Source organism: Paraburkholderia guartelaensis, assembly GCF_004353905.1.
GTDB lineage: Bacteria > Pseudomonadota > Gammaproteobacteria > Burkholderiales > Burkholderiaceae > Paraburkholderia > Paraburkholderia guartelaensis.
The window spans coordinates 98731-114433 of sequence record NZ_SMOD01000003.1; the positions used below are offsets into that span (position 1 = coordinate 98731).

General features: G+C 68.2%; 12 protein-coding genes. 3 read left to right on the plus strand and 9 right to left on the minus strand.

Annotated features, from left to right (window positions below; translation table 11 throughout):
- Positions 1 to 50: 50 nt before the first annotated feature.
- Complete coding sequence (locus E1N52_RS43995) at positions 51 to 209, plus strand: hypothetical protein (protein WP_165979338.1); 159 nt, start codon at positions 51 to 53, stop codon at positions 207 to 209.
- Positions 210 to 301: 92 nt separating this feature from the next.
- Entirely contained in the window at positions 302 to 1450 is a 1149-nt protein-coding gene (locus E1N52_RS04935; RefSeq protein ID WP_133181194.1) for a branched-chain amino acid ABC transporter substrate-binding protein, read from the plus strand.
- An 80-nt stretch (positions 1451 to 1530) separates the two neighbouring features.
- On the opposite strand, the gene E1N52_RS04940 is transcribed toward E1N52_RS04935, so the two are convergent.
- The 5 genes from E1N52_RS04940 to mdlC all read right to left on the minus strand — a co-directional run bounded on the left by E1N52_RS04940 (position 1531) and on the right by mdlC (position 8431).
- Positions 1531 to 2667, minus strand: a complete 1137-nt coding sequence (locus tag E1N52_RS04940) for a porin (protein ID WP_133180733.1) — start codon at positions 2665 to 2667, stop codon at positions 1531 to 1533.
- A gap of 197 nt (positions 2668 to 2864) precedes the next feature.
- Positions 2865 to 4262, minus strand: coding sequence for an MFS transporter (locus tag E1N52_RS04945; RefSeq protein WP_133180735.1), 1398 nt, complete (start codon positions 4260 to 4262; stop codon positions 2865 to 2867).
- A 74-nt stretch (positions 4263 to 4336) separates the two neighbouring features.
- Positions 4337 to 5260, minus strand: coding sequence for a ketopantoate reductase family protein (locus E1N52_RS04950; RefSeq protein ID WP_133180737.1), 924 nt, complete (start codon positions 5258 to 5260; stop codon positions 4337 to 4339).
- Positions 5261 to 5269: 9 nt separating this feature from the next.
- A complete protein-coding gene (locus E1N52_RS04955; RefSeq protein ID WP_133180739.1) occupies positions 5270 to 6721 on the minus strand; it encodes an aldehyde dehydrogenase in 1452 nt (483 codons plus the stop codon).
- Positions 6722 to 6769: 48 nt separating this feature from the next.
- Entirely contained in the window at positions 6770 to 8431 is a 1662-nt protein-coding gene (gene mdlC / locus E1N52_RS04960; RefSeq protein WP_133180741.1) for a benzoylformate decarboxylase, read from the minus strand.
- Positions 8432 to 8538: 107 nt separating this feature from the next.
- Between mdlC and E1N52_RS04965 the strand changes: the two genes are divergently transcribed.
- The gene (locus E1N52_RS04965; protein ID WP_133180742.1) at positions 8539 to 9447 is read left to right on the plus strand and encodes a LysR family transcriptional regulator; all 909 of its coding nucleotides are present in this window, start codon (positions 8539 to 8541) and stop codon (positions 9445 to 9447) included.
- A gap of 9 nt (positions 9448 to 9456) precedes the next feature.
- Here E1N52_RS04965 and E1N52_RS04970 read toward each other — a convergent pair whose 3' ends face one another.
- The 4 genes from E1N52_RS04970 to E1N52_RS04985 are packed head-to-tail and all read right to left on the minus strand — an operon-like array spanning position 9457 to position 15445.
- Complete coding sequence (locus E1N52_RS04970) at positions 9457 to 11424, minus strand: heavy metal translocating P-type ATPase (RefSeq protein WP_133180744.1); 1968 nt, start codon at positions 11422 to 11424, stop codon at positions 9457 to 9459.
- On the minus strand, positions 11421 to 12449 hold the full coding sequence (gene hflK / locus E1N52_RS04975; RefSeq protein WP_133180746.1) for a protease modulator HflK: 1029 nt from the start codon (positions 12447 to 12449) through the stop codon (positions 11421 to 11423). The genes E1N52_RS04970 and hflK overlap by 4 nt, the downstream gene beginning before the upstream one ends.
- Positions 12446 to 13522, minus strand: coding sequence for a protease modulator HflC (gene hflC / locus E1N52_RS04980; RefSeq protein ID WP_133180748.1), 1077 nt, complete (start codon positions 13520 to 13522; stop codon positions 12446 to 12448). Before hflC ends, hflK begins: the two co-directional genes overlap by 4 nt.
- A gap of 36 nt (positions 13523 to 13558) precedes the next feature.
- Complete coding sequence (locus tag E1N52_RS04985) at positions 13559 to 15445, minus strand: SPFH domain-containing protein (RefSeq protein WP_246088959.1); 1887 nt, start codon at positions 15443 to 15445, stop codon at positions 13559 to 13561.
- Between the last annotated feature and the right edge of the window lie 258 nt (positions 15446 to 15703).

The window sequence follows — 15703 nt, forward strand, 5'->3', positions numbered from 1 at the left end:
GGCGTATTTGTCCTGATTGCCCCGATTTGGTCGGCTATGCAGAAATGCGCATGGAAACCGTCGCGAATGGTCAAGACGAAGCGATATTGGCTTTCTATAGTCGCTTTCAGCGTTTCGCCCCGGCGTTTTTCCTGCGGGGCGGTTCGATCGATACCACGCCTATTCTGGAGGAGCCCGACACGCAGTCGACGCGAACAAGAGAGTCGTGAGCCGGCCGCCGCCCCGATCGCACGGAGCGGACAACGGGGGCCGGTATGCACGCCACAGCAGTGAACCCATGCTTGCCGACAAAGGAATCAACATGCGTTTTGCGAAGACTCTTACCCCTATCGCAGTTGCCGTTGGAGCACTTCTCGCTGTTGCACCGCTCGCCTCGCGCGCGGATACCGTCGTTAAAATCGGTTTTGCCGCGCCGCTCACCGGACCGAACGCCAGTTACGGCAAGGACCTGGAAAACGGCGTGAGGATGGCCCTCGACGACGCCAAGGCGCAAGGCGTCAAAATCAACGGTCAGCCTGTCTCGTTCGAACTCGTCGCCGAAGACGACCAGGCCGATCCACGCGTGGGCGTGCAGGTCGCGCAAAAACTCGTGGACGACGGCGTTTCGGTCGTCGTCGGCCACTTCAACTCGGGCACGACCATTCCCGCTTCCGAGCTGTACGAAAAGGCAGGCCTGCCCGACATCGATCCGGCCGCCACGAACCCGGTCATCAGCGGCCGCGGCTACAAGAACATCTTCATGGTGATCTCGAGCGACGCGCAGAACGCGGGCACCGCCGGCGCCTACGCGGTCACGACGACGAAGGCCAAGCGCATCGCCGTCATCGACGATCGCACGGCGTTTGGCCAGGGCGAAGCCGACGAATTCGTGAAGGCCGTCAAGGCGCACGGCGGCGATATCGTCGACCGCGAGTACACGACGAACCAGGCGACGGACTTCAAGACGCAGCTCACGAACATCAAGAGCAAGAACCCCGATCTGATTTTCGTGGGCGCCCTCAATCCGCAGGCGGCCGGCATCATGAAGCAGATGGCCCAGCTCGGCATCAAGGCGCAGTACGTGGGCGGCGGCGGCGTGAAGGACGTGGACTTCGTCAAGCTCGCAGGCGACGTGTCCGAAGGCGCCATGGCGTGGGAGTACGGCCGGCCGCTTGACAGCACGCCGGTCGGCGCGAAGTTCGCCGAGCGCTTCAAGCAGAAATACGGCGCCGACGTGCTCTCGTACGCGCCGTTCGGCTACGACGCGGCTTGGGCCGCCATCAAGGCGATGCAGGCCGCCAATTCGACGAAGCCCGACGACTATCGCGCGAAGATGCAAACCATCAGCTTCGACGGCATTACCGGCCATATCGAGTACAACCCGAATGGCTCGCTGAAGAACGGTTCGTCCACGGTCTATCAGGTGAAGAACGGCCAGTGGGTGACGGTCAAGACGGTAAGCGGTCTCTGATCGCCCACGCGGACCTCGCCTCTTTCAGGCGAGGTCCGCGTGTGAAGCGAGGGGTTGCGCTGCCGCTTGCAGCCGCATCCTTAGAAGCTATGCCGAATGCCCGCCATGATCCCCAGTTGCCCCGCCCCCGGTGCGGGCGTCGTTCCGCCACCACCCTGGCTCACCGTGTAAGCCGCCTTCGTGCTGTTCCACAAATACGCGCCCTGCAGATAAACGGCTGATCGCTTGGACAGCTGATACGTGGTGCGCAGCGCCGCAATCGTGCCGCGCGTGTCGTGGTCGCTATTGACGATGCGGTACACGCCGCCATCGACGATGAAGGCCGCCGTCACCGGATATTGCGCCGTGAGATAGAACTGGTCCGAATGCACGTTGGGCGTTTCAGCCGAAACCGTATCGACGCGCCTGCCCAGCCAGCCGCCGCCAATGCGCAGCGCGCCGATATGGCCGTAGCCGTTGAGCTGGATGCGCACGTCGGTGTCGCCCGGGTTCGTCAGCGCGAAGGTCGGCGTGCCGTCGTAAAGGTTCGCCGCCGCGCCTGGGCCGCCGCGTTGTTCGTCATAGGCAGCGGCGGCGCCGTAGCCATTGCGGTCGTAGCGCAGCATCGCCGACCATTCGCGGCAAGACTGCGAACTGCCCGGCACAGGCCCCGCGCAGGTGCCCTGGCCCGGCGAATTGCCGGTGCCGGCAGAATCGCGCCCGAATGACCACGTCGCGCCAAGCGTGAAGCCGCCGTAGCTGCCCTTGTAGACGACCGTGTTGTCGCTGCGCGAGCTAGGGAGGTACTGGTCGAACGAGGCCGTGCCGCCGTAAATGTCCGGTCCGAGCAAATCGGCGTCGGCGATCGCCCAGAACGTCATGGTGTACTGACGCCCGAACGTCAGGTTGCCATAGGGGCTGCTCATGCCCACCCAAGCCTGGCGCCCGAACAGCCGGCCGCCCTGGTTCAAGGTGCCGCCGCGCATGTTGAAGCCGCTCTCCAGCGCGAAAATCGTGGACCAGCCTCCGCCCAGCCCCTCGCTCCCGCGCACGCCCCAGCGCGAGGGCATTTCGCCGGTAATGCCGGGCATACGCACCACGCTGTCGCCCGCCGCGTTCGCGTGCGAAACATATTCGATGCCGGTATCGACGATGCCGTAAAGCGTGACGCTGCTCTGCGCGAACGCCGACGCGCTGAGGCCCGCGCAGACCAGCCCTGCTGCGATCCGAAGTTTCATGATCTCCGTGTTCTCCTGGTGTTCCGGTCTCGCGGACTCGCCGCCAGCCGGACGTTGTTTTCGATTGCACGCGTAAAAAGGCGACACGCAGCCACGCCGCCTTGTTGTGCGTCGTTTTTTAGTACTCTTGATTGAATGAACTGGCCGACCGGATGTGATGGCGCGGGCCCGCGCCATCGTCCAGTCTCAGGAATGGGTCAAACCCGCTGCTGTCCCGCGCGCTTCGGGATATGACGGCCCACCACGGCCAGCGCGATCAGCACCAGCGCCATGGCTGCGCCGAGCATCGTCAGATAGCCTGCCGCGCCGCCTGCGGTAATCACCACCGCGCCGGCAAACGCGCTCAGGATCGCACCCACGCGGCCGAACGCCAGCGCCGAGGCCGTGCCCGTCGCACGTACGCCCGTTGGGTAGACGTAGGCACACAACGCATACATGGTCGATTGCACCGCGTTGACGAAGAGGCCGTGCAGGCCGAGACCCGCAATGAGCAAGCCCGTGTGCTGGGTCGCGCCCACGCCGAGCATCACCCAGGCACTCGCCGCGCCGCCTGCGCAGCACAGCAGGAGCGGCCCGCGCGAGCCAAAGCGCGTAATGGCGAGCGCGCAAAGCAACGCGCCGATCACACCGCCCAGGTTATACGCGCTCAGCCCGTAACCGGCGAGCGATACGCTCAGACCTTCGCTCGTCAGCATGGCGGGCAGCCAGCTGAATGCGCTGTACACGGCGAGCAGGCACATGAAGAACGCCCACCAGATCGCCACGGTGTCGCGTGCACGGCCGTCGCGGAAAAGCGCCGTGAAGCCCACGTGCTTTTCGGCGCTTTGCTCGCGCACGTCGGTGAACGCCGCGTCCGGCGCAACCTCGCGCGCCATGCGGCCCAGCAGGCGCACGAGTTCGGGCCAGCGCTTCGGCCGGCGTGCGAGAAAGCGTGGCGACTCGGGCAACGCCACGAGCAGCACGAGCGCGAGCACGAGGGGCAGCACGCCGCCTGCGAAAAAGAGCCCGCGCCAGCCGTACACCGGCAGCACTTGCGCCGCGAAAATGCCCGCCAGCATGCCGCCGAGCGGCACGCACACGATGGTTGCCGTCACCGCGAACGTGCGAAAGCGCGCGGGCGTGAACTCGGCCGTCATCGTCGTCGAACTCGGCAGCGCGCCGCCAATGCCAAAGCCGGCAATGAAGCGCAGCGCGGCGATGGCCGCCACGTTCGGCGCGAGGCCGATCGCGCAGGTCGCAGTGCCGAACACGAGCACGCTGCCCACCACGGCCCAGCGGCGCCCGAAGCGATCCGCGAACAGGCCGGCGAATGCGCTGCCGAAGCCCATGCCGATCAGCCCCGCCGCCACGACGGGCGCGAACGCATTGCGCGTGATGCCCCACTCCTTGATCAGCACCGGAATCGCGAAGCCGATCAATTGGCTGTCGAAGCCATCGACGACGATCGACAAGGCCGCGAGCACCACGGCGAACTTCTGCAGCGTGGAATACGCGCCTTCGTCGAGCGTGCGGCCGATATCGACCGTGCCGCCGGCGATGGCGTCGCTCTCGCGCGGCGTCGCTCCCGAAGCGGGGGCGGGCGTGGCATAAGTCATGAATTGTCTCCTTTGCTGCGCTGTGAGCGCGCAGTCATTCGTTTGTCATGGTGGTGCGACGTTGACCGCCTATTTCATACGGATTCCTTTGCATCGACGAGACGAACGAGATGCAGCAGCGCTGCCGTATTCGGCACGGCGATCGCACGCATTCGCGCGGCCTCGACGACCGCGCCGTTGATGGCCTCGATCTCGGTCTTGCGTCCCGCGAGCACGTCCTGAAGCATCGAAGGCCGATGCGCGCGGTGATGCGCGAGCGCGTGCCGCACGTTGTCGGCCACATGCGCCTCGTTCACGGCCACGCCATGCGCCTGCGCGACCGCCGCGACTTCCGCGACGATCTCGAGCGCGAGCGCTTCGCCGTCCGGCACGTTCGTGAGTTCGCCGACGGTGCAGCCCGTCACCGCACACAGGCTGTTGAGCGCCGCATTGAACGCGACCTTCTCCCAGATCGCGGCCCAGACATCGGCGTCCGCGCTGCAAGCGAGGCCGGCGTCGTTGAGCGCTTCGACCGTGCGGGAAAGCATCGGCGAATCCGCGCCGTCCGCACTCATCAGGCGGATCACGCCCGCGCCGTGCGAACTCACGCGGCCAGGGCCGTTCTTGTCGGCCGGCCAGGTCGTCACGCCTATCATCACGCGTGCCGGGTCCGCGAACTGCGCGAGACGCTCGGCGTTGCCGAGGCCGTTCTGCAGCGAGAGCAACGCGGTTTGCGGCCCGAGCACGGCGTGCGCCGCGCCGAGCGCCGCCTGCGTGTGCAGCGTCTTGGTGAACACGATCAGCAGATCGGCCGGCGTGGTCGCCGCCTCCGGCCGCAACGCTTCGAGATTCGTGACGACGCGCTCGCCCGCATCGGTCGTGAGCCGCAGACCGGCTTCGTTGATCGCGTTCAAGTGAGCGTCATCGACGTCGAGCAGCGTGACGCGATGGCCCGCAACGGCGAGCAGGCCGCCGAACAGCGAGCCCATCGCGCCCGCGCCGAGGATGGCGATATGCATGGCGCGCCCTTAGAACGGATAGTGGCGCGGCGCGGTCTGCATCGTGATCCAGCGCAGTTCGGTGAATTCGGCAATCCCTGCCTTGCCGCCGAAGCGCCCGAAGCCGCTCTCCTTCACGCCGCCGAACGGCATCTGCGCTTCGTCGTGCACGGTCGGCCCGTTGATGTGGCAGATGCCCGACTCGATGCGCTGCGCGACGCCCCACGCGCGCGCCGTATCGCGGCTGAACACCGCCGACGAAAGCCCGTACGCGTTGTCGTTCGCGCAGGCAATCGCGGCGTCCTCGCCACGCACGCGCACGATGCCCTTCACGGGGCCGAACGATTCGTCGTGATAGATGCGCATCTCGGGTGTGACGTGGTCGAGCAGCGTGGCGGGCATGAGCGTGGTTTCGGCTTTGCCGCCGCATACGAGCGTCGCGCCTTTGGCGAGCGCGTCGTCGATCAGCGCGTTGCAGCGCTCCACGGTGCTCATGTCCACCACCGAGCCGAGCACGACCGGGCCCTTGCGCGGATCGCCGAGCGGCAGCGCGCGGGCGCGCTCGCCCAGCCGCGCGACGAAGGCGTCGCCAATGCTTTCATCGACGATGATGCGCTCCGTCGACATGCAGATCTGCCCGGAATTGGCGAACGCGCCGAACGCGGCCGCGTGCGCCGCCGCTTCGATATCGGCATCGTCGAGCACGACGAGCGGCGCCTTGCCGCCCAGTTCGAGCACGGAAGGCTTCAGATAGCGCGCACAGGTTTCGGCGATGATGCGGCCCACGCGCGTGGAGCCCGTGAAGTTCACGCGGCGCACCTTCGGGTGCGCGATCATGGCTTCGACTACGCGCGCCGCGTCCGCGGGCGCGTTCGTCACGAAGTTGACGGTGCCGCGCGGCAGGCCCGCTTCCTGCATCGCCGCGATGATGAGACCGTGCGTGGCCGGACAGATCTCCGAGCCCTTGAGCACGACGGTATTGCCGCACGCGAGCGGCAACGCGATGGCGCGCACCGCGAGGATCACGGGTGCATTCCAGGGCGCGAGCCCGAGCACGACGCCCGCCGGCTGGCGCACGCCCATGGCGAGGCTGCCGGGCACGTCGGAGGGAATCAGCTCGCCGCCGATCTGCGTGGTGAGCGCGGCGGCCTCGATCAGCCCCGCCGCCGCGAGATGCACGTTGAAGCCGGCCCAGATGCCCGACGCGCCGGTTTCCGCGGCCATCGCGGCGGCGAACGCTTCGACTTTGGCTTCGAGCGCGTGCGCGGCCTTCGTGAGCAGCGCGCGGCGTTCGCTCGGGCCCATGGCCGACCATACCGGGAAGGCGGCCGCCGCCGCATCGACCGCCGCGACTGCGTCTTCCACCGTGGCCGCGGGCGCGCGGCTCGCAACCGTGCCGTCAAGCGGATTGCGGCGCTCGAACGTTGCCCCGTTGCGTGCCTGCACCGCTTCTCCGTCGATCAGCATCGTTACGGTTTGCATGTCCTTTTCCTCGCTTTACTTGAATTCGATAGGTTGCGCACGCACCGTTCAGGCGACGAGCATCTCGACCAGCATCGGGCCCTGCCCGGCCAGCGCAGCAACAAGCGTATCGCGCAACGGCCCCGCCTCGCTCACACGCACGCCGGGGCAGCCCATGCCCGCGGCCAGCGTGACGAAATCGAGCCCAGGCAGATCGGTGCCCTGCACGGGGTCGGTCGGCGCGAAGCCGAACACCGGTGCGAAGTCCTGCAGCGCGGCGTAGCGCGTGTTGTTCAGGATGACGAAGGTAATCGGGAGCTCAAGCTGCACCGCGCTCCAGATCGCCTGGATCGAGTACATGCTGGAGCCGTCGCCGATCAGCGCGATCACGCGCTCGCCAGGCTTTGCCAGCGCCACGCCCACGGCGGCGGGCATGCCGTAGCCCAGGCCGCCGCTGTCCATCGTGAGGAAAGTGCCGGGGCGCTCGTAGGGCAGATACGTCTGCATCACGGGGCGCGAGCTGGGCGCTTCCTCGACGACGGTCGTGCCCGCGTCGCGCACTTCGGCGAGCGTTTGCAGCGCATAGGCGACCGACATGCGCTCGCCCGCCTCAGTCGGCGGCATGGCGCGCGGCGGCACGGCGCGCGGCGCGGGCATCGCGCGCTCTACCGTCGGCGCGGGCCGTTCCAGCAGATCCAGCACGCCCAGCCTCACATTGCCGACTGCGGCCATGCCTTCGGGCGTCCACGCGGCGGTGTTCGGATCGTCGATCAACTGGTATAGCGCAGCGCCCGGCGGCACATGCGGCCCGTGGCCCTCCACGTGATACGTGAACGCCGGCGCGCCGATCGCGAACACGAGGTCATGCCCGCCGAGCAACTCGACGATGCGCTCGCGCATGGCGGGAAGAAAGCCCGCGAACAGCGGATGCTTTTCCGGAAAGCTGCAACGGCCCGTCATGGGGGCGACGAACACGCGCGCACGATGGCGCTCCGCGAGCCGCACCACTTCGTCGGCCGCGCCTGCGCGATCCACCGCGCCGCCCACCACGAAAACGGGACGCGCGCACGCGTCGAGCGCGGCGCCGATGCTCGCCAGCATCGCGGGCTCGGGGCGCGTGGTGTGCGCGAGCGCGCGCTCGGGCACGCGTTCAGCCGGCTGGTCCCAGTCGTCCACGGGAATCGACACGAACACCGGGCCGCGCGGCTCCTGCATGGCGATCGCATAAGCGCGCGCAATGGCGAGCGGCACGTCCTGCGCGCGCGCCGGCTCGATGCTCCACTTCACATAGGGCTTGGGCAGCTCGGTGGCCTGGGTGGCCGCGAGAAACGGGTCGAACGGCAGGATCGAACGCGCCTGCTGGCCCGCCGTGACGACGAGCGGCGTGCGGTTGCGAAACGCCGTGAAGATGTTGCCCATGGCGTTGCCCACGCCCGCCGCCGAGTGCAGGTTCACGAGGGCCGCATTGCCGGTGGCCTGCGCGTAGCCGTCGGCCATGCCGACCACGACAGCTTCCTGGAGGCCGAGCACGTAGCGGAAGTCGGCGGGAAAGTCGCGGAACATGGGCAGTTCGGTCGAGCCGGGGTTCGCGAAGACCGAGGTCATGCCCACGCGGCGCGCGAAGTCGATGACCGCGTCGCGTACGGTGAAGGCACCGCGGGGCGCCGTGGTGTCCCGCTTCTGCTGGTTCTGCTGGTTCTGCTGGTTCTGCTGAGGCGCGCTGCCAGTCATCCAAGGCCTCCTGTCGAAAAAAGCGCGTCGTTCAATGGAGGATCATTATCGCGACGCTACGGGTAACCGAAAATTGCGGATTTCGCCAAAAGGCATTACCTTTGGGCATGACTTACAACCTCCAGCAACTCCACGCGTTCGCGACCATCGTGTCCGCGGGCAGTCTCGGGCGCGCGGCGGAAACGCTGCACGTGACCCAGCCGGCGCTCTCGCGCGCAATCCGCCGCCTCGAAGAGCAAGTGGGCGCGCCGCTGTTCGAGCGCCATTCGCGCGGCATGCACCTCACCGCCGTGGGCGAGGCGCTCCTGCCGCACGCCATCCTGCTGCAGCGCGAAGCCGAACAGGCGCGCGAGGAAATCGACGCCATGCGCGGCCTCGCGCGGGGCACGATCCGCGTGGGGGCGGTGGGCAGCATCGCGAGCCTCGTGCTGCCGCTCGCCGTGAGCGGCGTGCTGCGGCGCTGGCCGGGGCTGCGCGTCGAGATTCTCGAAGGCGTGTGGGACCGGCTCGCCGATGCGCTCGTCAAACGCGAGATCGACCTCGCGCTCAGCATGGCCGTGCCCGATACCGACGAAATCGCAGCGATCAGCGATTGCCGCTGGGAGGATTCCAGCTACGTGGTGGCGGCGCACGATCATCCGTTGCGTGCGAAACCCGACCTCACGCTCGCGGACACCTTGGACGAGCAATGGGCGATTCCGCCGCGCGGCACAGCGCCGTTCGAGCACATGGAGCAGGTCTTCGCGGCGCAAGGCCTGGGCCTGCCGAACGTGGTGGTGCAAACGCGCTCGATCACGGCGCTCAAGAGCCTCGTGGCGCGCTCCGGGTTCCTGAGCTGGATGGCATCGACGATGTACCTCACGGAAAGCAAGGCGGGTGTGTTCGATACGCTGGACATGCCCGGCGTAGAAGGCCGGCGCATGCTCACCGCGTTTCGCCGGCGGCACGGCATTCTGCCGAGCCCGGCGGTGAAGCTGCTGGAGCAGTTGCGCACGCTGACGGCGGTGCCGCACTAGCGGCGTTCGTCATTCGTCGCGCAGGAGGCGCCCCGCGTTCGCGATTACCACGAACGTGCCCACGTTGTGCAGCACTGCGCTCGCCACGGCGCTCAACACGCCTAGCGCCGCCAGCGTGATGACGGCCACCGTCCACGCGAGCCCGATCGCCGCATTCGCCGTCGCGATGCGCCGGCAGCGCCGCCCGAGGCGCACGCTGTCCGGCACGCGGCGCAGGTCGTCGGCGAGCAGCACGATATCGGCGGCGGCCACGGCGATATCGATGCCGCGCTCGCCCATCGCGACGCTGGTCGCGCCGGCCTTGATCGCGAGCACGTCGTTCAGACCGTCGCCGACCACCATCGGGCGACGCCCCGCGCCGATCTCGCCCAGCACATAGTCGAGCTTGTCGTGCGGCAGCGCATGCGCCACCACGGTATCGATACCCACTTCGGCGGCCACGCGGTGCGCCACGCGCTCGCGGTCGCCCGTGAGCAGCGTCGCACGCTCGATGCCGAGCGCACGCAGCCCGTCCAACGCTTCGCGGGCTTCCGGGCGCACCGTGTCGGCAAAACCGAACCATGCGAGCAGGCGGCCATTCAGCGCGATGCCTGCGCACGGGCCGTCCAGCTGCGCGGGCGCGGGCGGCAGCTCGCTCACGTATTGTTCGAGCAGGTCATGGCGGCCTAGCACGGCCTCGCCTTCCGGCATCGTCGCGAGTACGCCGAGTCCGCGCATCTCGCGCGCGTGCGGGGGTGGCTCGGTTGGCGGCGCGCCGTAACGCAGCAGCGCGCGACATACCGGATGCGCGCTGACCTGGGCGAGCTGCATGGCCAGCGCCAGTGTGGTGGCTTCGTCCGCGCCCGGCTGCAGCATCACCGTCGTCACGCGCAATTCGCCGTGCGTGAGCGTGCCCGTCTTGTCGATGACGAGCGTATCGATTTCGGCCAGCGCGTCGATAAAGGCAGCATTCCTGAACAAGATCCCACGCCGCGCACCCGCCGCAATCCCGGCGATCGCTGTGGACGGCGCCGCAAGCACGAGCGCGCATGGGCACGCGGCGACGATCACCGCCAGCATGGCCGAAGCGTTCGCGCTCACGAACCACACGATCGCCGCGATCAGCAGCACGAGCGCGAGGTAGGCATCCATATAGCGTTCGAGCGCCTGCGTGATGGGCGGCTTCGCGGCTTCGGCGCGCTGCATCAGTTCGACGACCTTGCCCAGCGTCGAGGCCTTGCCGACGTGCGTGATCTCCACGCGCAACGGGCCGTCCAGATTCATCGCGCCGCCGAATACGCGCGCGCCCTCGCCCGCATCCTGCGGCAACGATTCGCCCGTGATCGGCCCGTTGTCGATGGCCGAGCGGCCGTGCCGCACGATACCGTCCGCGGGCACGCGCGAGCCGGGCAGCACATCGACGATGTCACCGGGGCGCAGCGCGTCATAAGGCACAGTCTCGATCGCGCCCGCGGCGCTCACGCGCCGGACGTCGCCGGCAGTGAGTCGGCCCAGCGCGCGGATCGCTTCCTGAGAGCCGAGCACGCTGCGCTCTTCGAGCGCGTGGCCGAAGGTCATCACGATGGGCAGGAGCGCGGCCGTCGTCATGTCGCCCACGGCCCACGCGCCGAGCATGGCGAGCGCGATGAGGCGGTCGGTCACGCCATGCAGACTCGGCGTCTTGAGGCTGCGCCACGCGCCCGCGAACACGGGCGGCGCGACCACGAGCGAGGCCACCGCAGCCAGCACCTGCGCGAGCGTGGCGTTGCCGGGCGCCAGATGCGGCCAGGCGAGCGAGAGCAGCAGCAGCGCGCCCGCGAACAGCGCGAGCAACGTGTGGCGCGTGATGGCGCGGCGCTCGGCGTCCGACATGACGAGCGTGGCGACGGATGGCCCTGCGTGACCTTCGCGCGCGTGGCCGTGTGCGTGCGCGGATCTGGCTTCCTGCGCGGCGCCGGGTGCGCGCTGACTTGCCGGGGTTTCGTATGGCGTGGTCATGGCGCGCGCCCCGGCAGCACGAGGCTCGATGCGTCGTTGGGGTCGAGCGTCGTCACGCGCGCGGCGTGCGCGAGCACCGTCTGCACACGGTCGCGATACGCGCGCGCAAGCAGCCCCGGATCGTGGTTCGCGCCGAGCGCCGCTTCGAGCTGCGCGATCGTCGAGGTTTCCGACTGCGCCGTCGCCACGCGCTCCGCGGCGCTCGCTTGCGCATCCTGCACGATGCGGTCGGCGCTTTGCTGCGCATGCTGCCGCGTTTTTTCCGCGAGCGTGCGCGCCTGCGCGACATCGCGTTCTGCGTTCTGCAGCGAAGTCAGCACCGCGTTGAACGCATCGACAGCCGAGGCAGGAAACGACGCTTGCAGATCCATACGCGAGACCTCGATGCCGAGCCCCGCATGCGCGGCAGTCAGCGCGTCGAGCTGGCGCTGGACCGCGCGCGCGAGATCGCCGCGCAATTGCTCGCGGCGCGCGGCCATCTGCTGATCGGCGGCCACCATCTCCGGGCGCGCGACGAGGATCGAATCGAGGTCGCGTTGCGCGGCGGTTTGAGCGACCGCGGCCGAGACGATGCGCTCGAGCGCGGCGTCGAGATGCTCGAGCTGCAACGCATACGCGTAAGGGTCGCTCACGCGGTAGAACAGCGTCGCGCTCACCTGCACGACGCCGTTATCGCCCGTGAGCACATACCCGGAACCCGCTAGCGCGTCGCTTGCATCGCTCAGTTGCACGGGTGCGCCCGGATCGCGCGTGAGCGAGACGATGCGCCGCTCGAGCACACGCTCGCTGCCCGGCACGAGCAGCACGGTTTCGAACGGCCGCGGCAACGCGACGAGCAGCCCCGCACCCTGGCTGCGCACGTAGGCGCCAAAGCGCATCACGACAGCGCTGCTGTCGGCGGGAATGCGGCGCACGTTCGACGTGGCCCACGCGAGCGCGGCCAGCACGGCCAGCGCCGCCACGAACCAGAACGACAGACGCACCGCCTGTGCGCCGGGCCCGAGCGCCGGGAAGTTCGTGCTCATGGCGTGTGCCCGCGTGCGTGCGCGGTGGTTGCGGGCGCAACGAGCGCGCCCGACGGCGCCGCAGCCGCACCGAGCCCCGGCGGCCCCTGCACGAGCGCGCGGAACGGCGCGGCGTCGGTGCGCAGGATCAGGTTCGTGTTGCTGTTGACGACCGTGCCGAGCGTGTCGAGCGAGCGCAGCATCGTATAGAGCTGCGGATCGGCGGCGTAACTCTTGCCGTAGATCGCCGCTGCATCTTTGCGCGATTGCGCTTCGATATCGGCGGCTTTCACATTGGCGTCGGCGATCAGCACGCGCGCGTCGCGATCGGCGTCGGAGCGGATCTGCGCCGCTTCGCGCAAGCCTTCGGCCGTACGCTGCGCGGCCACGGTTTCGCGCTCGGCGCGCATGCGGTCGACCGTCGCGGCCAGCGTCACGGCGGGCAGCGTGAGACGCTCGAGACCCACCTGCACGACGTGCACGCCATAGGCCGCGTACACCTGCGCGTCGACCTGGCGGCGCAGCGCCTCTTCGAATGCAGCGATGCGGACCTGCGACGGATCGGTATTCACGAGCGACGCCAGATCGAAGCCGGCCGACGTGGTCTGCAAGGCCGAGCCGACCAGCGAGCGAATCTGGCGCGCCGCTTCGTCGGGTTCGTTGCGCACCGCGCGCACGAAGCGGCCAATGTCGTTCGCATTGGCGGGCACGCGCCAGGCCACATAGGCCTGCACGATGATGCGCAAGCCATCGCGCGTGCCGACGTCCTGCAAGCCGCTCGAGGTCGTGTGCAGCCGCAGGTCCACCGGCACCGCGGCCTCGATGGGCGCGGGCAGGCGCCACGCGAGACCGGGCCGCAGCAGCACGCGCACGGGGTCGCCAAAGCGCGTGACCACGGTGGCCTCGCCCTCGCGCACCTGCACGACGCTCGCCACGATGAGCGCGACGATCACGCAGAACAGCGCGAACGCCACGCGCAGCGCAAAACGCCGGGGATTCACGGGCGCGAGGCCACCTGCGGCACCCGAGCTGCCTGCGCCGTGATCATGATGATGATGAGAATGCGCATCGCCGTGCGTATGCAAAAAGCTCACTGTCGAATCACCTTGCTCTATAGATGGGGTATCGGGTTACCACGCCTTTTTCACGCCTGCCGCCGCGGCCGGGCCGAACGTGCGCAGGTCGATCGTCGCGCGGCTGCCGCTCGCGAGCCGGTCGTCGATCACGGTCACGCTCGCGTTTTTCAGCCCTTTTTGCAGGCTGTGCAGGTAATACTCGAAGCCGAATGCCGGGCCGCCGAGCTGCTGCGCGATCACATCGGCGTCGAAGCCGATCTGCTGCGCACGCGCGGCGGCAAGGGTGTCCGCCGCGTTCGCGCTGCCCAGCGCGACGGTCGCGATCGCCTGCTGCTGCGCTTGCCCGAGCGCCGCGGCCGCAAAGCCGTGCGCCTGCACCACACTGGCTTGCGCGCGAATCTGCGCGGCCTGCACGCCGTGATACGCGGCGGCAGCGCCCGCGGGCGGATGCACGCTCTCGATCACCACGGCCACGACCTCGATGCCGCTCGCAAGCCGGTCCAGCTCGTGCTGCACGGCGCCGCGCAACGCGCCGGCCATGGCCGTTTGCGGCGTGTCGAGCAGCGACGGCAGCGTGCGCGACGCGAGGTAACGCACGACCTCGCGGTTCGCGATCGAGCGCACCGTGGCGTCCATATCGACAGCGCGATAGAGCGAGGCGCGCGCCGCCGCATCCGTAAGGCCGACGCGATAGTCGAGCCGCACGTCCGCGCTCACGATCTGGAACGCCTGCTGGGCGCCGCTCGTGCCTGCTATCACCTGAGTCGTCTCCCAGGGATGCGTCACATCCCACAGGCGATTCAATTGCGCGGGTGTGTCGCCATCGGCGGAAACAGGGGGCGCGGCGCGGCTGCTGTCGTTCGCGCTGCCCGAGACGATCAGTTGATGGACCGCGCCGTTGTCGAGCACGCGCGCGCGGCCGAAGGGCCATGGCAGCCCCACATGCAGGCCCGGCTGCCACACGGCAACAGGCGCGCCAAAGCGCTCGTACACGGCGCGCTGATCGGGGCCGAGGATCGTCACGCCGCCAAGCAACCAGCCCGCCACCACCATGGCCACCAGTGCGCCTGGCAGGAGGCGGACGAAGCTTTGGAGCGCCCAGTTCTGCCGCAGATCGATGCCATAGCGCATACGCAATTGGGCATTGAATGCGGCGACCGGACGTGCCTGCACGCTCAGCACACCCGCGACAGTGCTATGCAGGAAGCGGCCCTCGTCAGGCTTCGCCAACGCCGCGAGCAACGCACGCAAACCGAGTTCGACGGCAATCACGCCGGAAAGCAGGGCAATGACTCGCACGAGCCACGTAAGCGGCTCGCCCGCATAAGCCAGCGCCGCGACCGATGCCGCCATACTCAACGCAGCAACGAGCACCACGCGCAGTAGCCCCGCAAGCGCGGCGGATTCGCGCGACTGCGCGCCGCGCTGCGCATGAAAGCGCTCGGCCACGAGCGCAGCAAAAGCGATGACGAGCGCAACGGCTCCCGCTACGAGAAAAGGTGCGGATTCACGTTGCGTAGCCGATGGCGCAAACGCGGGAGACGTCCACGCAGAGATGGCGAACGCTAGCGAAACGAGTGCGCCGAGAGGCGCGATCCACCCTTGCCACGGCAGCGATTGCAGCAGGCCGCGCATGTCGGCGGCTTCCGAATTGCGCTGGAATGCGAGGCGCAAGAGGCGAAATGCAGTCTTCGAGACCGGTTCGCCGGCCGGCGCGCGCGCCGCCAACAGCCGCGTGCCGAAGACGACGATGAAGAGGTTGAGGCATGCGCTCGACATCACGGCGCACATGCGCGCATCGAACGGCACAGCGGAAACGAATGCCAGTGCGCCGAACACGCAAGCCAACACCAGCGCGGACCAGCCAAGCCTCGTCTGGCCCGCACGACCGCCGAGCCAGCCATAGCCTTCGCGGTGGTCGCGCGATACGCGATGCATCATCAGCAATCCTTACATGCAAATTACATGAAACAGGCCCGCGCGTGACGACCACCGATCGCGCGATGCTGAAATTCGCGCGCCCAATGTAGCGCGCTCATAACCGAAACTCAATATAACTGGGCTCACGCATCCGTGCCCCACTATTTAGCCGATTCGGAGCACAATACCTTCAGTCAAATTAGTCTGCTTTCCGGAAGCGAGCGGCCCCTCACGCTGTCACGCCACGATCACAATTCCCGAGCTGCGCATCAACCCAAA

Bases quoted from the DNA above. Each gene is read 5' to 3' on its own strand.
- E1N52_RS43995 (WP_165979338.1), top strand. From the start codon at position 51: ATGGAAACCGTCGCGAATGGTCAAGACGAAGCGATATTGGCTTTCTAT.
- E1N52_RS04935 (WP_133181194.1), top strand. From the start codon at position 302: ATGCGTTTTGCGAAGACTCTTACCCCTATCGCAGTTGCCGTTGGAGCA.
- E1N52_RS04940 (WP_133180733.1), bottom strand. From the start codon at position 2,667: ATGAAACTTCGGATCGCAGCAGGGCTGGTCTGCGCGGGCCTCAGCGCG.
- E1N52_RS04945 (WP_133180735.1), bottom strand. From the start codon at position 4,262: ATGACTTATGCCACGCCCGCCCCCGCTTCGGGAGCGACGCCGCGCGAG.
- E1N52_RS04950 (WP_133180737.1), bottom strand. From the start codon at position 5,260: ATGCATATCGCCATCCTCGGCGCGGGCGCGATGGGCTCGCTGTTCGGC.
- E1N52_RS04955 (WP_133180739.1), bottom strand. From the start codon at position 6,721: ATGCAAACCGTAACGATGCTGATCGACGGAGAAGCGGTGCAGGCACGC.
- mdlC (WP_133180741.1), bottom strand. From the start codon at position 8,431: ATGACTGGCAGCGCGCCTCAGCAGAACCAGCAGAACCAGCAGAACCAG.
- E1N52_RS04965 (WP_133180742.1), top strand. From the start codon at position 8,539: ATGACTTACAACCTCCAGCAACTCCACGCGTTCGCGACCATCGTGTCC.
- E1N52_RS04970 (WP_133180744.1), bottom strand. From the start codon at position 11,424: ATGACCACGCCATACGAAACCCCGGCAAGTCAGCGCGCACCCGGCGCC.
- hflK (WP_133180746.1), bottom strand. From the start codon at position 12,449: ATGAGCACGAACTTCCCGGCGCTCGGGCCCGGCGCACAGGCGGTGCGT.
- E1N52_RS04985 (WP_246088959.1), bottom strand. From the start codon at position 15,445: ATGATGCATCGCGTATCGCGCGACCACCGCGAAGGCTATGGCTGGCTC.